Raw genomic sequence first — 16,535 nt, forward strand, 5'->3', positions numbered from 1 at the left:
ATAAAGAAATCATCGGATTTGGCTTGTAAAATAGCTGTAGAATACGGAAGAAATGCCGTTAAAATTGCTACACAACTTGTAAACTCAGGTGTTGCACACAAACCCGAAGACGTTAACACAGTTATGCGTACAGGATTTTTCCATGCTTATGGACCTATAAATGAGTATTTTGGATAGTGGTTGGTGAATGGTGAGTGGTGAATGGTGAGTGGTGAGTGGTGAATGGTGAGTGGTGAATGGTGAGTGGTGAGTGGTGAATGGTGAGTGGTGAGTGGTGAGTGGTGAATGGTGAGTGGTGAATGGTGAATGGTGGTTAGTGATTGGGGTAAGTTCTGAGTTCTGAGTTCCGAGTATTGAGTCTCCAAACTCATAACTCCTGACTCCCGACTCCTGACTCAAAACTAACAACACACCCATCACTCATCACTGACCACCAACCACCGACATTACAATCGTGTAACAGCTTCAACAAACAATTTATTGAGTCTATCTTCGGCTGTTTTTGCGACGTCAACAATTTCGCTTAGCGAAACTTTTTCAAGTTGTTCGGGTATGCACATATCCGTTATTACCGATATTGCGGCGCAAGGTAAGCTACAATGGTTGGCAACAATAACTTCGGGTACTGTTGACATTCCTACGCCGTCGGCTCCAATCAGACGCAAAAACTTGTATTCGGCTTTTGTTTCCAAATTCGGACCTGCTAAAGCAACGTAAACGCCTTTGTGTAGTTTTATGTTATTTTCAGTCGCTAATTCTTCAAATAAACTGTTGATTTTACTGCTGTACGGCTCGCTCATATCCGGAAAGCGAACACCCATCTCGTCGATGTTTTTACCTGTCAAAGGATTATCCGGAAGTAAATCTATATGGTCGGTAAGAAGCATTAAATCGCCTTGGGTATAGTTGGGATTTAAGCCACCGCAAGCGTTTGAAATAAGCAAATACTTTATCCCCAACAATTTCATAACTCTGACAGGAAGAGTTATTTCTTGCATTGAATATCCTTCGTAGTAATGAAATCTGCCTTGCATGGCAAGAACGTATTTGTCGTTTATTGTTCCGTATATCAGTTTACCTTTGTGCGTTTCGACGGTTGAAACAGGAAAATGAGGAATATCGCCGTAATTTATCTCTTTTTCAATGCTAATGCTGCTAACCAAACCACCCAAACCCGTTCCTAAAATAATACCGATTTCAGGTTTTGTAATCCCATTTTCAAATAAGAAATTTTTTGCTTCTAATGCTTTGTTGTACCAATCCATTTTTAATATGTTTTTTATTTCTGCTAAAGTAGTAAATAATGCAGAATAATAATAAAATAAAACCTTTAAAAATGTTTTCATTATCGAAATTTTGTAAATTTGTTGTGTGTTAATTGTTTAGCCAAAAAATGTGTGTTATGAAAAAAATATTATCACTGTTAATCACGATTACCATATCGTTAAGCGTCTTTTCGCAAGATTTTTGGACTCCTATTCAAGTTCCTAATGACGAGTATGTATTTTCAGTTGGTGTTACAAAAACAGGCGTAACCTTTTTAGGAACAGATACTAGTTTTTACAAATCTTACGATGATGGACTAAATTGGACTAAAATTGATTTGGAAATATATGAATTCCATGATGTTTTTATTGATAAAGACGATAGGATATTTGTACTTGCAACTGACACCGATATTTTTTCATTTGTTGTGTATTATTCTTTAGACGGAGGTAATGAGTTTGCCAAAATTCAGGTTCCACACGAATACATTTATTATTATAATAGGAAGATATATGTTAATGATTCAAGCATTTACATTTTTGGCAATAATATTGTTAAAAAAACATTTGATTTTGGCGCAAATTGGTCAGGTTCGGTTGTTTATCATATCCCCAATCCAGCACCGGGAAGTACCTTGTCTTTTAGGAAGATGTTAGAAAATAAAGATGGAGAATTGTTTTTATTTGATTCTTTGCCCACTGAGTCAGGTAAAGTAGCTGTCTTTAAATCCGAAGATAAGGGAAATACATGGGATGTTTTGAAGAAGTTTACAAGTAGTGGCTATATAATAGATATGGCGTTTGACTCTGAAGAAACACCTTATGTACTATGTTCAAGCAGTTTATATTATTTTGATAAAATGGCTTCTGTTTGGAAAAGTTATAGCTTGCCATTTCTTTGGAGCTGTTCATTAGCTATTGATATTAATGACGTTATCTACATTACAGAGAATTTCACAGGAGCTAATGTGGCAAAATCTACAGATGGAGGAGAAAGTTGGGAACTTATTTATAATAACACAAATCAAACATTTGAACTTGAGAACTTGTATATTTCGCCTAACGGCTACCTGTACGTGTATAACAAGCTTTATAAAAGTGCAAATAGGATTTTTGAACCTGTTCAAGTTGAAATAAACAATTGCTCAGAATTTTCCGTTTATCCTAATCCGGCGACAAATATTATAAATATCGACTCCGATCAATTTCTAAATAAAGAAATAAGTAGCGTAGTAATTACCGATATAAGCGGCAGGCAAATGAAGGTGAACTCTGTAAACAACGCTCAGATTGATATTTCAAACTTAAATGAAGGAACTTATATAATTACCGTATTGGCAGGAAATAAAGTTTACAGAAGCAAGTTTTTGGTAATGCGATAGAAATATTATCAGTTCCTTTTTCTTTCCAATAAAGCAATAATATTAGGCAATTCGAACTCCAAATTCGGTGTAAAAACATTTTTACCGATGTTTTCTTTCAGTTCGTTTACGTTCCAAAATCTGCCGTCTTCAACGTGTTTTTTGTTTGGGATTATGTTTCCATCGTAAAAAGTTAAAAAACTGAATACCATTTCGGACTCATTAATGTTATTCCATACGTACTTGGCAATATGTTTCGGCTCGAAGTTTTTGAAGTTAAGTTCTTCAGCAGCTTCACGTTTAAGTGCTTGCTCTATTGTCTCGCCAAAACTAACGTGTCCGCCAATTGCAGTGTCCCATTTGTTGGGTTCAACTTGGCAATTGTGTTTTCGCTTTTGCAGATATAGTTGGTTTTTAGAATTAATAATATGCGTATGAACAACAGGATGCAAGTATTTTTTATCGGTGTGAGCCACATTGCGACTAACTTTGCCAATTATGTTTCCTTCTTCGTCAATCCAAGGTAGCCATTCAATGTATCTGTTTCGTATTTTAACCCAAACAAATTGTATTACCAAGTATGCTCCCAACATTATGTATAACAGCACTCCCGAAATAAAAGCCCATGCTTCTTGCGACATAAAAAATGCTGAGTACAATATCAAAATACTGTGTGCTATTATTATCCAGAAAAATACTCGCAGCTGTACTATTATATTTTTTTGGACGGAATTATCAAAATTGACATTGTTACCAAGCAAGCGTTCGGAATATTTGAGCATGATGTTATGCTTGCTAAAAGCAGAAATTCCTATAAGTACAGCAAGAATAAGATTGATGAAGAGCGGTTTGAGTTTAAAGAAAATTACGTTGTCGAATATTAATGAAACAATTCCGAAAGCACATAGTAGCGCTGTATCAAGAATAACAAACTTATCCCAGCGTTTTTCTTTAAAGTAAATAAAAAACAGTTGAACAATACCAAAGATAACGGCAACGATAATCCCTATTTGCGGCGACCAAATGGCATCGACCAAAATAAACACCAACAAAGGCAATAAACCCGGCAATAATTTTTTTAAAATCTGCATGGTTCTTATTTCAAAGTGGCTTACATTTTATTTGGCGTAGCTAACGGAGCGTGTTTCTCTGATTACAGTAATTTTAATTTGTCCCGGGTAGGTCATCTCGTCCTGAATTTTTTTAGATAGCTCTATTGCTACGTTATTAGCTTCGTTATCCGAAATTTTGTCGGCTCCAACAATAACTCTAAGCTCTCTACCGGCTTGTATAGCGTAAGTTTTAACAACTCCCGGATACGACAAAGCAAGTTCTTCCAATTTATTAAGTCGTTGTATGTAAGCATCAACCACTTCTCTACGTGCACCTGGACGTGCTCCCGATATAGCATCGCAGGTTTGAACAATAGGAGCTATAAGCGTTTCCATTTCAATTTCGTCGTGGTGAGCACCAATAGCGTTGCAAATATCGGCAGATTCTTTGTATTCTTTTGCCAATTTCATACCCAATATTGCGTGTGGCAGTTCGGAGTCGTTGGTATCGGCGACTTTGCCAATATCGTGTAGAAGTCCGGCTCGTTTGGCTTTTTTAGCGTTCAAACCGAGTTCTGCAGCCATAGTAGCACAAAGGTTAGCAACTTCGCGTGAGTGTCGTAGCAGATTTTGTCCGTACGACGAGCGATATTTCATCTTACCTATAAGGCGAACAAGTTCGGGATGTAGCCCGTGTATTCCCAAGTCAATGGTTGTGCGTTTGCCTATTTCAATAATTTCTTCTTCAACTTGCTTTTGGGTTTTAGCCACAACTTCTTCAATTCTGGCGGGGTGAATTCTGCCGTCGGTAACAAGTTTGTGCAGCGAAAGGCGAGCTATTTCTCTACGCATTGGGTCGAAACCCGAAAGTAAAATTGCGTCGGGCGAGTCGTCGATTATTATTTCAACGCCTGTAAGCGCTTCTAATGCTCTAATGTTTCTACCCTCTCTACCAATAATTCGCCCTTTAATTTCGTCATTATCAATGTTAAAAACCGAGACTGTATTTTCTATAGTCTGTTCGGCGACATTGCGTTGAATAGTCTCGATAATGATTTTTTTCGCCTTGTTGTTGGCTGTTTGTTTAGCTTCTTCAACAATTTCGTTGAGTTGGTTTGCAGCATGTAGGCGTGCTTCTTGCTTTAAGCCCTCAATAAGTTGCTCTTTTGCTTCTTCTGCCGATAAACCCGAAATAATTTCCAATCTGTCGATATAGTCTTTGTGAGCTTTTTCTATATCGATTTCCTTACGCTTAATAGCATCGGTTTTTTGCTGTAAATTTATTTCTTTTTCGTCAAGTTCTTTCGACTTTTTATTTACTTCGTCGAACTTAACCTTAAAATCTTCCTGACGCTTGTTAAGCGATTGCTCTTTTTGTTTGATTCTGTTCTCAGCTTTTGAAATATTGCTTTCTTTTATCTGAAACTGCTTTTCTTGCTGAGTTTTAAGGTGCAAGAGTTCTTCTTTTATTTCAAGTTCTTTTTTCTTAACAATAATATCGGCTTCTTTATTAGCTTCGTTAATTATATTTTGGCTTTTTTTCTCTATGCTTTTACGTATAATATACATCGATATTATTACTCCTATAAGCACTCCTATAGCTCCTGCGATGATAATAATGGTTGTTGTCATATTTATATATTTATTTATGCAACAATACCAGATAAAAAAAACCCGCATCAATTTGCATTTAGGAAACCCCTAAATATATAAGTTTAAGGCTACATCTAACTTTCGGACGTCCAACGCTTCGGTACAGAAGATCTTTTTCAAGATTAAGGCCTGCCCTAGAGTTAAATAGTTTCGCCTTTAGTTGAAAGTGTGTTGAGCTTCCAAATGGATTGAATTAATGCGGGTATAAGTTTATTTTCAAAGAACGTATAATATGTATTTAAGCAGTTAAACTTTGGTCAACAAGTTTTTCTAAATCTTTAATTTTTGGAGACAATTCATTAGTAATAAATAAATTCTCTTCTTCTGTTTTTAACGATTTAGACGCAAAATGTATAGCTGTCATAGCTAACAGATCTTGCATATCGTCGTGTCTTGCATTTTTTGAGTAGTAGTCAATTAAATTTTCTACTTCAACGGCAGCACGTCTTATAAAGCTCTCTTCTTCAGTGCTAGAGGCTTTCAATCTATATGGTCTGTTATTTATATGCAAATTTACAACTATATTTTTTTTCATTGTATTTTGTTGTTGTTTATCTGTTCAATACATATATCAAGTTCCCGTAATAATTCGTTTATCCTTTTTTTTACAATTGCCTTGTTCCCTTTATCCGGTATTGATTTTGCTAATGTTAGTATTTTATATTTATCTTCTAAGTTTTTATTGTTTTGTTCTAATTCCGTTAATTTTAATTTTGCATCTTCCAATTCTTTTTTTGTTTGACTAAGTTCGGCTTTTGCATCTTCGTAACTTAAAATTAAGTTGTTTATTTTTACCGTCAGCCTAAAAAATGAATCAGTAAAGTTGCTCATTCTAAAAAATTTTATCGCATTAAATTAATAATACTTATTGCAAAGGTACTATTTTTTTATTTCTTTTTACAATTGGGTTGAGAAATTTCAAAAATTTTAGCTTTTGGCTGTTAGCCTTTGGCTTTTGGCTGAGTTTAGCTAAAACTCAAAACTCCTGCTTCCATCTTCATTTATTCGTATATCGACACTAATGGCGTTTGTTGGGATAAATTCTTTCCCCTTTTGCGACCATTCAATAAAACAATAATTATCGCTTTGCAAATAATCGTGAAAACCTATACTGATTAGCTCTTCGGGTTTATTTATTCTGTATAGGTCAATGTGATATATCATTTGGTTGATAAGGTCGGAGTGGTATTCGTTTATGATTGCAAAAGTCGGACTGCTGACATTGTCTCTAACTTTTAAAACTTCGCAAATAGCACTAATAAAAGTAGTTTTACCGCTCCCCATTTCGCTATCGAAAGTGAAAATCCTGTGGTCGTCGTGTTTTTTTAGCAAAGCTTCGGCAATATTTTGTAAATCGCTCGTTGAGTTTGCCTTGTAAATTTCTTTTTCTTTCATTTTGTTTATTTTGCTTTTAAAATTGCAAACGGGATTAAAACTTCTTCAAGCGATATACCGCCGTGTTGGAAAGTGTTCCTGTAGTAGTTTACGTAGTAATTGTAATTATTGGGATAAGCAAAAAAGTTATTATTCCGGCAAAATACAAATGTGCTACTTACGTTAGTTTTCGGCAAAAATGCATCGCCGGGCTTTTTTATTTCAAATACTTCGTTATTATTATACGATAAATTTTTTCCAGTCTTGTATCGCAGGTTTGTGTTGGTGTTTTTATCGCCAATAATTTTAACCGGATTATTAACTTTAATAGTTCCGTGATCGGTTGTGAGTATTAAAGGCACATTTTTGGAAGATAAAAACTTGACAATATCGTGCAACGGCGAGTGATTGAACCAGCTTTGAGTAATTGAGCGATAAGCAGTTTCGTTGTCGGCTAATTCTCTAATGACTTCCATTTCGGTTCTGGCGTGCGAAAGCATATCAACGAAGTTGTAAACAATAACGTTAAGCTGATTTGAAAGTAGATTTGGCAAGTTGTCAATCAATTTTCTCCCCGATGTTAAATTCAAAACCTTGGTGTACGAGTAACTAATGTTGTATCCGTGTCGTTTAAGGTATTCGGCAAGCAGTTCACTTTCGTAGTTGTTTTTCGTGTCATCGTCGCCTTCGTTTACCCAATATTTCGGATATTTTTTCTCGATTTCGCTTGGAAGTAGTCCGGCAAAAAGCGAATTGCGTGCATATTGAGTAGTTGTGGGCAAAATACTATAATAAATATCTTCCGTTTCGGTGCGATAATATTGTTCGAAAATCGGTTGTAACACTTTCCATTGGTCGTATCTAAGGTTGTCTATCAAGATGAAAAACAATGGAGTGTTATTATCATTTAGCAATGGAAATACTTTTTCTTTAAGCAACAGGTGCGACAATACTGGTCTGTCTTCGGCTTTGCCGTTTATCCAGTTTAAGTAATTATTTTCGTAAAACTTACAAAAAACCTGATTTGCTTCCGATTTCTGCATCTGAAGAATTTCCTGCATAGGGTTGTCGGTAGATTTACTCAATTCCAACTCCCAAAAAACCAATTTTTTGTACACTTCTGTCCATTGATTATGGTCTAACTTAGGCGATATTTCAGTTCCTAAATTCTGAAACTGTTGTTGATATGCAAAAGTGGTTTTTTCGGAAATCAATCGTTTGTTTTCCAAATTCTTTTTCACACTCAGCAGTATTTGCTTAGGATTGACCGGTTTTATCAAATAATCGGCTATACTTGCGCCAATAGCATCGTCCATAATGTGCTCTTCTTCGCTTTTGGTAATCATTACTACAGGCAAATTAGGAAAATTTGCTTTGATAATCGAAAGCGTTTCTATTCCCGACAAACCGGGCATATTCTCATCTAAAAACACAATATCAATATTGTTTATGCTTTTAAGTTTGTCAACACCTTCGTCGCCATTGTTAGACGTATGCACAGTATAACCTCTTTCCGTTAAAAACAGAATGTGCGGTTTAAGCAAATCAATTTCATCGTCAATCCATAAAATAACACCGTTATCCATAATATATTTGTTTATTGTTTAATTTTGTTTTTCTGAGTACTTTTGCGGTTGAGTATTTTTTATAATAATGCAGAAAAAGTAAAATTATTGTTTTTCCACGAAAGTAAAAATAAACTTAACAAAAATTATGATTTCCCACAAACCAAGTACATTAAAACTGTTTAACGATCCGGTACATGGCTTTATAACAGTAAAAGATAAATTTGTTTTAAATCTGATAGACCATCCGTATTTGCAACGTTTGCGAAGGATATCGCAGTTGGGAGTTGCCAATTTGGTGTATCCTGGAGCTTTGCACACCAGATTTCATCATACATTGGGAGCAATGTATTTAATGCAAATGGCTTTAGATGTTATTATTGCAAAAGGCAACGATATTAGCAGCGAAGACTACAGAGCAGCCATGTTGGCTATTTTGTTGCACGATGTCGGACACGGACCTTTATCGCATAATTTGGAACATGCTTTTTTGCCAAATCTGAGCCACGAAGATATTAGTGTTTTGTTTATAAAAAAGCTTAACAAGCAATACGACGGCGAGTTAGACGAGGCTTTAACGGTGTTTGAAGATAAGGCAGAATTGCCTTTTTTGCATCAGTTGGTTTCCGGACAGCTTGATACTGATAGGTTAGACTACATTAAACGCGATAGCTTTTTTACAGGCGTCAGCGAAGGACAAATAAGTACCGACAGAATTGTAAAAATGATGAATATCAGCGATAATAATTTAGTTATAGAACTGAAAGGTATTTACTCTATAGAAAAATTCATTGTCGCACGCCGATTGATGTATTGGCAGGTGTATTATCATAAAACAGTTTTGGCTGCTCAAACAATGATGTCAAATATTTTTGACAGAGCGAGGTTTTTGCTTTCTCAAAACTATAGTATTGATGCGCCTTCCAACATGCTTTTCTTTTTGAAAAACAATTTCAGTTTCGACGAAGTGCAAGATAACGACGAAATATTAAATAAATTTGCTTTGCTAGACGATAATGATGTATATCAGGCACTGAAAATATGGAGCACATGTAACGATTACGTTCTGAGAGAGTTAAGCTCAGGGTTGCTCAGCAGAAGACTTTTTAGAGTTGAAATTTTTGGTGATAGCGAAACCGAAACGGCAAATGAACGAATCAAAAAGATTAAGCAAAAGCTTAATATGATTAGCAGCGATGTTATTGATAGTTTTTGCGGAATAAATAAGATATCAAACAGTGCTTATAAGCTCGATGAAACAGGAATACCTATTATCGACAAAAAAGGAAAAGTGTCGGATATGAGCGAACTTTCAGATATGCTTAACATTCCTATTTACAATCATACCGTTACAAAAAGTTATTTGTATTACCCCAAGTGGTTAGTTGATTAAGCGGTATTACAAATGTAAGTCGTAGAGATTGTAATTTTATTTATTAATGTCCGATAAATGTCTTTAATCAAAAGGTTACTATTGGTGATGAGTGATGAGTGATGAGTGATGAGTGATGAGTGCAAATCACCATTCACCCACCACTGACCACCAATCACCATCCACCACAAAGCAACCCTCTTTTTCAAGGTTTTATCAGACAGTTATGAATTTTATTATACTTTTGCAATTCTTATCTCAATAAATAGTTAGTGCTCAGGATAAAAAAAATAGATTGGTACATCATTAAAAAGTTTTTGGGAACTTTTTTTTATTCAATTATATTGCTAACGGTAATAATTGTTGTATTTGATGTTTCTGAAAAAATCAGCGACTTTATTGAAAAGAAAGCCACTTTATACGAAATAATTTTCGATTATTATTTAAACTTCATTCCCTACTTCGTCAACACTTTCAGTTCCTTATTTACTTTTATTTCGGTTATATTTTTTACGTCGAAAATGGCGTCGAGAACTGAGATAGTCCCAATACTTGGAGGAGGTATCAGCTTTTACAGATTTTTGTACCCTTACATATTAAGCGGATTGTTCCTGACTTTATTTTCGTTTTCGCTTATGAATTATGTTATTCCGCATACAAACAAGGGATTAAGAGATTTTGAAAAGAAGTATATTCACAATCCGTTTATTGTTCGAGAGTCGAATTTGCACATGCAAATTAAGCCAAATTATTTTGTTTATGTAGAAAACTATAACAATCCTTCTAGAATAGGTTACCGATTTTCTGCCGAGCAGTTTGAAGATGGCAGGTTGGTAGAAAGGTTTAAATCTGACGTTATTCGTTGGGATAGTGCCATAAACAAATGGGTTGTGAGCAATTACGAAATAAGGCATTTTTACGAAGACCACGAAACAATTAAAACAGGTAACAGAGTCGATACTCTCATGGGATTTTACCCTTCCGATTTTGTGTTGGATATTGAAGATGCAAAAGTGATGACTTACAGAGAGTTAAAAGAATTTATAAATAAGGAAAAATTAAAGGGGTCTCAGTTTGTTCAAAAATTTGAGGTTGAGCGGTACAAGCGAATAACTTTTCCGTTAGCTAATATTATTCTAACGCTGATAGGAGTCTCTCTCTCATCTCGAAAGGTTAGGGGAGGTATAGGAATACACTTGGGTTTGGGGATAGTTATTGCGTTTACTTACATATTTATACAGCAAGTTACAGGAGTGGTTGCTATATACAGCAAAACGCCTTTGTGGATAATAATGTGGCTACCCAATGTAATTTACTTAATATTAGCTATTTATCTGCTCAAAATAGCTCCCAAATAAGGTGTTTTTTTGCTCAAACTCCGAGAGTTTACCAATTTTGAGTGATTTGTCGAATGTGCCGTAAATGGCTGAACCGCTACCGCTCATGGCTGCGTACAGTGCGCCATTGTCGTACATACGGTTTTTTAATTCCTGCAAAACAGGATAAAGTTTAAAAATAGGAGTTTCAAAATCGTTGTGCAAATGGTTTTTCCATTCCGATACCGGCAAATCGGTTATTTGGGAAATATCGAAACTGCTTTTTTGGGGAGTAATCATTCCGTAAGCCGATTTTGTGCTGATTTTTATATTGGGAAAAACCAAAACAACCTGATAATTACTCAAATCAAGGTTAATTTCCGTCATCTCCGTTCCTGTTCCTGAAACTAAACAAGGTTTGTTTCTGATAAAGAAAGGACAATCCGATCCAATTTTTGAAGCGTAGTGTTGCAATTTATTTTCGCTACAATTCAGATTTAATAATGAATTTATAATTTTTAGAGTAAATGCAGCATCGGCAGAACCGCCGCCCAATCCGGCTCCAGAAGGTATGTTTTTATGCAGGTTTACAGAAAGAGGAGGTATATCAAAATCTTTTCTGAGCAGTTGTATTGCTTTGTAGCAAAGGTTTTCTTCAATATTATCATTGTCGATAGAAATACCGCTCATGCTGATATTATCCTTTTCGGAAACATTTATTTCCAAAATATCAACAAAGTTTATTGGAACAATACAACTGCTAATGTTGTGATATCCCGAACTCAGTTTTTCGGTTATTTGCAGACCAATATTTATTTTAGCATTCGGATATTTTATCATTGTTGTGGTATAATAAAACAAAAGGCTGCTAATGCAGCCCCTTGTCCTTGGTTAAAATTTATTACAACATAAACGGATAAGTGAAATCCGTAGCAGGTTGGAAGGTTTCTTTAATAGTACGTGGATTTGTCCAGCGTATTAAGTTAAGAGCACTTCCGGCTTTATCGTTAGTACCCGAAGCACGTGAACCGCCAAATGGTTGCATTCCAACAACAGCACCGGTTGGCTTGTCGTTTATGTAGAAGTTACCGGCTGCGTAACGTAATATCTTACTTGCAGTTTCAATAGCGTAGCGTTCGGTAGCAAATATAGAGCCTGTTAGTCCGTACGGAGATGTTTCATTACAAATATTTAGATATTCTTCGTATTTTTTATCTTCGTAAACATAAATAGTAATAACAGGTCCGAAAATTTCTTCTTGCATAGAAACGTAGTTCGGATTGGTTGTTTCAATAACTGTTGGTTCAACAAAATAACCTACTTTTTTATCACCCTTACCACCATATACTATTTTACAATCTTTCGATTTCTTAGCATTTTCGATGTATCCCATAATGTTATCGAATGAGCTTTCGTCGATAACGGCATTCATAAAGTTGCCAAAATCAGCAACATCACCCATTTTGATATTCGAAAGTTGTTCTAGCAATATTTGTTTAATTTCTGTCCACAATGATGCAGGAATGTACGCTCTCGATGCAGCCGAACATTTCTGACCTTGATATTCGAATGCTCCCCTAACTATAGCTGTAGCAACTTCTAGAGAATTGGCTGAATTGTGAACAAATATAAAGTCTTTACCACCTGTTTCGCCAACAATTCTGGGGTACGAAACGTAGTTGGATAAATTATCTGCAACACCTTTCCACAATGAGTTGAATGTAACGTTTGAACCTGTAAAGTGAATACCTGCAAGGTCTTTGTTTTTCAATATTTCTCCGCCTATAAGCGAGCCTGCTCCCGGAACAAAGTTAATAACGCCATCGGGTAAGCCTGCTTCTTTATATATATGCATCAAATTGTAATTCGATAACAAAGCTGTTGTAGCCGGTTTCCAAACTGTGGTGTTACCCATCATAATAGGCGACATGTTAAGATTTGATGCAATTGCTGTAAAGTTAAAAGGTGTAACTGCAAAAACAAATCCCTCTAATGGTCTGTATTCCATGCGGTTAAGCTGTGTTGAATCCGATTTAGGTTGGTCGGCATATATTTTCGATGCAAAATGCACGTTGTAGCGTAAAAAATCAATTGCTTCGCAAGCAGTGTCAATTTCAGCTTGATATACGTTTTTGCTTTGTCCTAACATTGTAGCGGCAAGCATTTTACTTCTGTATTTTTTCGAAATAAGTTCGGCAGCGCGTAGCATTATAGAGCTTCTTTCTTCCCATGGGAGGTTTTCCCATTCGGCTTTTGCAGCCATAGCCGCTCTTATCGCCATGTTTACTTCTTTTTCAGATGCTTTGTGGTATGTAGCTAAAATCTTTTTGTGGTTATGAGGCATTACCACTTTTCCGGTTTTACCGGTGCGTATTTCTTCACCGCCAATAATAATTGGAATATCGGTGGTTTCTTTGCTCATTCGTTTTAGTTCTGCTACCAAACTTTCACGTTCGGGACTACCTTTTGCAAATTGTAAAATAGGCTCATTATGAGGCTGTTCGAAGTTGTAATTTGAGTTTATCATAATTTTATAATTAAATTTTAATTTTTTTGCAAAGTTACAAATATTTTTGCATTGATATAAATAATTAATTTTTTGACAGTTTATATCGTATATTTTTTACTTTTGCGTAGTATATTGCAAACAGTTTTTGCATGAATTATTTCCACTAACAGAATTATGAAAATCATTATAGCAGGTGCGGGACAGGTTGGGGCTCATTTGGCTAAGTTATTATCGCAAGAAAATCACGATATTATGCTGATTGACGTCGATAAGGACAGATTGCAGGCAGTAAGCGAAAAGGTTGAGATATTGACATACGCCGGCAGTAGCATCTCTAAAAAAACTCTTACAGACGTTGAGGTTAGCAAGTGCGACTTGTTTATTGCCGTTACGCCGGAAGAATCGACTAATATTTTGTCGTGTATGCTTGCCTCTGAGTTGGGAGCAGTAAAGACTCTTGCTCGTATTGATAAAGACGAATATTTACACGGTGTCAATCAGGTGTTTTTTACAAAGCAAGGTGTTGATTCAATGATTTATCCTGAAAAAACTGCTGCTTTAGAAATTGTTGCTGCTCTTCGCAACCCTTGGACTAGGTCGTATTGGGAACTTCTTGACGGTTCTATCATATTGGCAGGTTGCAAAATCAGGAATAATGCTCCCATTTGTGGAAAAACTCTTGAAGAAATATCTAAAAAACGCAAATTATTTCACGTTGTTTCAATTAAGCGTAATAATAAGACTATTATTCCTTTCGGTAAAGATAAAATATTGCACAACGACCTTGTTTATTACGCTACGCTTAAAGAGCATTTCTTAAAACTCAACGAGCCTATGGGTAAAGAGACTTACTACGTAAAAAATGTTATCATTATGGGTGGAAGTCGAATAGGGGAGTGGGTTGCGCGATTGTTGGGTAATGATGTAAATGTTAAGGTTATTGAGATAAATCAGGCAAGAGCCGAAAAACTTTCGGAAGATATTGGGCAAAAAGCAACAATCTTGGTCGGCGATGGCTTAGATAATGAGCTTCTTGTAGAAGAAGGCATTGAAGGAACCGATGCCTTTATCGCAGTTACAGGAAATACCGAAGCCAATATTTTATCGTGTTTGGCTGCTAAAAATTACGGTGTTAAAAAAACTATTGCCGAAATTGAAAATCTTGACTTTATATCTATAGCTCAAAGCTTAGATATTGGTACTATTATCAACAAAAAACACATAGCAGCAAGCAAGATATATGAACTTTTGCTGAAGGCTGATGTTTCTAATTTTAAGTGTCTTAACTTTGCCGATGCCAATGTGGGGGAAATTACAGCACAGCCCGGTTCGAAGGTTACTAAAAGAAAAGTTAAGGATTTAAACTTACCTGCTGATTTTACGTTTGGAGCTTTAGTTAGAGAGGGAAAACCAATGCTTATAGATGGCGAAACGCAAATTAAAGAATGGGATCAAGTTGTAGTGTTTTTCTTTAATAAATCGCTAAAACAGGTTGAAAAACTATTCCATTAACAAGCGCAATGAAAAGTTTTAATTTCAGATTTGTACTAAACTTTTTGGGATTGCTTATTGTTTTCCAATCACTTATGATGTTAGTGATGGCATTTGTAGGCAAGCTACTTTTAGACGAAAGTTTTGTAGTTAGTAGTTTTTATTCTTCGGTAATAATAACATTGGCAACCGGACTGATTTTTCTGTTAGCAGGAAAAAGAGGTACTTCACTTGAAAATTCCATTAATGTCCGCGAAGGTTTTTTTATTGTTACTTTTTCGTGGATACTACTTAGTTTAACAGGTTTATTACCGTACTATATAAGCGGATTTATACCTAATTTTGTTGACGCTTATTTTGAAACTATATCGGGTTATACTACAACAGGAAGCACCATACTTAATAATATAGAAGAATTTCCTAAGTCGTTGTTATTATGGCGAGCTCTAACACATTGGATTGGAGGTATAGGTATTATTGTTTTTGCATTAGTTTTTGTGCCTCTTTTTGGCGGCTCTGCCGTTTCTTTGTTCAGAGCAGAAGTAAGCGGCTTTTTACCAAATCAAATCAAGCCGAGGGTTGCACAAGTTGCTAAAAGGCTTTTCGCAATTTATGTTGGATTTTCCTTGTTAGGTTTCTTTTTACTTTGGTTAGGTCCTATGGATGCCTTCGATGCAATAACACACGTTTTCGCTGCCATTGCAACAGGTGGGTTCTCAACCAAACAGGCGAGTATAGCGGCATTTAATTCATCTTATGTTGAATACGTTTTAATATTTATAATGTTTGTAGGCGGAACTAACTTTTCGTTGATGTTTTTGTCATTAAGAAATAAAAGTTTTAAACCGCTTGTCCGCGACCAAGAATTTAGGTGGTATTTTATTATAGCAATATCTTTCGCTGTTATTATTGCATTGTCATTGATTTTGCGAAAAATTATTCCTGATGTTGAATATGCTATTCGTACTTCACTTTTTAGTGTAGTGTCCGTTATGACAACTACAGGTTTTGCAACAGCCGATTATACTCTTTGGGGAACACCTTATTGGATAGTTTTCTTATTTCTGATGTTGTTTTGTGCTTCAGCCGGTTCAACATCAGGAGGAATGAAAATTTCTAGGCTTGTTATTATGCTTAAAAGCTTAGGAGTAGAGTTCAAAAAACAAGTGCACCCACAGGCTGTGTATACAGTGTTTTACAGCAAGCATCCTGTTCCAAAACCGGTGGTTTCGCAGGTCTTCAATTTTGTTTTTATTTATTTGTTTATTTTTGCTATAGGTGCTTTACTAATAAGTATTGCCGGTGTTCCTTTTGAAGAGGCTATTGGAGCATCTCTAACATCTATTAGTAATGTTGGTCCTGGTTTGGGAGCGAGTGGTCCTTGTGGTACTTTCGCTCACTTCAATGATTTCTCAAAAATTATTATGTGTCTGCTTATGCTTATTGGCAGGTTGGAAGTGTTTACGGTTCTTTCGTTATTTATCCCAAGTTTTTGGAAATAAATTTAATTATTACTGCCCGATAAAACCTTGAAAAAGGACATCATTCTGCGGCTTGTGTTAATTGCCTTTAGCCTT

14 protein-coding genes are annotated in these 16,535 nt (G+C 35.7%); 5 read left to right on the top strand and 9 right to left on the bottom strand.

The features are described from left to right. Window positions 1-446: 446 nt before the first annotated feature. Complete coding sequence (locus PHP31_00335) at window positions 447-1,346, bottom strand: purine-nucleoside phosphorylase (GenBank protein ID MDD3737729.1); 900 nt, start codon at window positions 1,344-1,346, stop codon at window positions 447-449. A 56-nt stretch (window positions 1,347-1,402) separates the two neighbouring features. Here PHP31_00335 and PHP31_00340 point away from each other — a divergent pair, with 56 nt between their 5' ends. Then, the gene (locus tag PHP31_00340) at window positions 1,403-2,647 is read left to right on the top strand and encodes a T9SS type A sorting domain-containing protein (protein MDD3737730.1); all 1,245 of its coding nucleotides are present in this window, start codon (window positions 1,403-1,405) and stop codon (window positions 2,645-2,647) included. Between the two features lie 8 nt (window positions 2,648-2,655). On the opposite strand, the gene PHP31_00345 is transcribed toward PHP31_00340, so the two are convergent. From PHP31_00345 to PHP31_00370, 6 genes are all read right to left on the bottom strand, one after another. Then, window positions 2,656-3,717 (bottom strand): NUDIX domain-containing protein, encoded by a 1,062-nt coding sequence (locus PHP31_00345; GenBank protein ID MDD3737731.1) that lies wholly within the window; start codon window positions 3,715-3,717, stop codon window positions 2,656-2,658. Between the two features lie 27 nt (window positions 3,718-3,744). Beyond that, a complete protein-coding gene (gene rny / locus PHP31_00350) occupies window positions 3,745-5,310 on the bottom strand; it encodes a ribonuclease Y (protein ID MDD3737732.1) in 1,566 nt (521 codons plus the stop codon). A 259-nt stretch (window positions 5,311-5,569) separates the two neighbouring features. Further along, window positions 5,570-5,866, bottom strand: coding sequence for a cell division protein ZapA (locus PHP31_00355; GenBank protein ID MDD3737733.1), 297 nt, complete (start codon window positions 5,864-5,866; stop codon window positions 5,570-5,572). Continuing rightward, window positions 5,863-6,162 (bottom strand): hypothetical protein, encoded by a 300-nt coding sequence (locus tag PHP31_00360; GenBank protein MDD3737734.1) that lies wholly within the window; start codon window positions 6,160-6,162, stop codon window positions 5,863-5,865. Before PHP31_00360 ends, PHP31_00355 begins: the two co-directional genes overlap by 4 nt. A 138-nt stretch (window positions 6,163-6,300) precedes the next feature. Beyond that, the gene (tsaE, locus tag PHP31_00365; protein ID MDD3737735.1) at window positions 6,301-6,726 is read right to left on the bottom strand and encodes a tRNA (adenosine(37)-N6)-threonylcarbamoyltransferase complex ATPase subunit type 1 TsaE; all 426 of its coding nucleotides are present in this window, start codon (window positions 6,724-6,726) and stop codon (window positions 6,301-6,303) included. Window positions 6,727-6,731: 5 nt separating this feature from the next. After that, a complete protein-coding gene (locus PHP31_00370; GenBank protein ID MDD3737736.1) occupies window positions 6,732-8,291 on the bottom strand; it encodes a bifunctional response regulator/alkaline phosphatase family protein in 1,560 nt (519 codons plus the stop codon). Window positions 8,292-8,418: 127 nt separating this feature from the next. On the opposite strand from PHP31_00370, the gene PHP31_00375 reads away from it, so the two are divergent. After that, entirely contained in the window at window positions 8,419-9,663 is a 1,245-nt protein-coding gene (locus tag PHP31_00375; protein ID MDD3737737.1) for an HD domain-containing protein, read from the top strand. A gap of 251 nt (window positions 9,664-9,914) precedes the next feature. Further along, entirely contained in the window at window positions 9,915-11,000 is a 1,086-nt protein-coding gene (locus PHP31_00380; GenBank protein ID MDD3737738.1) for an LptF/LptG family permease, read from the top strand. On the opposite strand, the gene ispE is transcribed toward PHP31_00380, so the two are convergent. Together ispE and pruA are read right to left on the bottom strand one after the other, a co-directional pair. Then, complete coding sequence (gene ispE / locus PHP31_00385) at window positions 10,965-11,798, bottom strand: 4-(cytidine 5'-diphospho)-2-C-methyl-D-erythritol kinase (protein ID MDD3737739.1); 834 nt, start codon at window positions 11,796-11,798, stop codon at window positions 10,965-10,967. The genes PHP31_00380 and ispE overlap by 36 nt on opposite strands. A 61-nt stretch (window positions 11,799-11,859) precedes the next feature. Further along, a complete protein-coding gene (gene pruA, locus PHP31_00390; GenBank protein MDD3737740.1) occupies window positions 11,860-13,485 on the bottom strand; it encodes an L-glutamate gamma-semialdehyde dehydrogenase in 1,626 nt (541 codons plus the stop codon). A gap of 156 nt (window positions 13,486-13,641) precedes the next feature. Between pruA and trkA the strand changes: the two genes are divergently transcribed. Then, a complete protein-coding gene (gene trkA, locus PHP31_00395) occupies window positions 13,642-14,979 on the top strand; it encodes a Trk system potassium transporter TrkA (GenBank protein MDD3737741.1) in 1,338 nt (445 codons plus the stop codon). Between the two features lie 8 nt (window positions 14,980-14,987). Beyond that, window positions 14,988-16,460, top strand: coding sequence for a TrkH family potassium uptake protein (locus PHP31_00400; protein ID MDD3737742.1), 1,473 nt, complete (start codon window positions 14,988-14,990; stop codon window positions 16,458-16,460). The last annotated feature ends 75 nt before the right edge of the window (window positions 16,461-16,535 follow it).

The sequence above is a fragment of the Lentimicrobiaceae bacterium genome (genome assembly GCA_028697555.1).
Taxonomy (GTDB): domain Bacteria; phylum Bacteroidota; class Bacteroidia; order Bacteroidales; family UBA4417; genus UBA4417.

Bases quoted from the DNA above. Each gene is read 5' to 3' on its own strand.
- PHP31_00335 (MDD3737729.1), bottom strand. From the start codon at position 1,346: ATGAAAACATTTTTAAAGGTTTTATTTTATTATTATTCTGCATTATTT.
- PHP31_00340 (MDD3737730.1), top strand. From the start codon at position 1,403: ATGAAAAAAATATTATCACTGTTAATCACGATTACCATATCGTTAAGC.
- PHP31_00345 (MDD3737731.1), bottom strand. From the start codon at position 3,717: ATGCAGATTTTAAAAAAATTATTGCCGGGTTTATTGCCTTTGTTGGTG.
- rny (MDD3737732.1), bottom strand. From the start codon at position 5,310: ATGACAACAACCATTATTATCATCGCAGGAGCTATAGGAGTGCTTATA.
- PHP31_00355 (MDD3737733.1), bottom strand. From the start codon at position 5,866: ATGAAAAAAAATATAGTTGTAAATTTGCATATAAATAACAGACCATAT.
- PHP31_00360 (MDD3737734.1), bottom strand. From the start codon at position 6,162: ATGAGCAACTTTACTGATTCATTTTTTAGGCTGACGGTAAAAATAAAC.
- tsaE (MDD3737735.1), bottom strand. From the start codon at position 6,726: ATGAAAGAAAAAGAAATTTACAAGGCAAACTCAACGAGCGATTTACAA.
- PHP31_00370 (MDD3737736.1), bottom strand. From the start codon at position 8,291: ATGGATAACGGTGTTATTTTATGGATTGACGATGAAATTGATTTGCTT.
- PHP31_00375 (MDD3737737.1), top strand. From the start codon at position 8,419: ATGATTTCCCACAAACCAAGTACATTAAAACTGTTTAACGATCCGGTA.
- ispE (MDD3737739.1), bottom strand. From the start codon at position 11,798: ATGATAAAATATCCGAATGCTAAAATAAATATTGGTCTGCAAATAACC.
- pruA (MDD3737740.1), bottom strand. From the start codon at position 13,485: ATGATAAACTCAAATTACAACTTCGAACAGCCTCATAATGAGCCTATT.
- trkA (MDD3737741.1), top strand. From the start codon at position 13,642: ATGAAAATCATTATAGCAGGTGCGGGACAGGTTGGGGCTCATTTGGCT.
- PHP31_00400 (MDD3737742.1), top strand. From the start codon at position 14,988: ATGAAAAGTTTTAATTTCAGATTTGTACTAAACTTTTTGGGATTGCTT.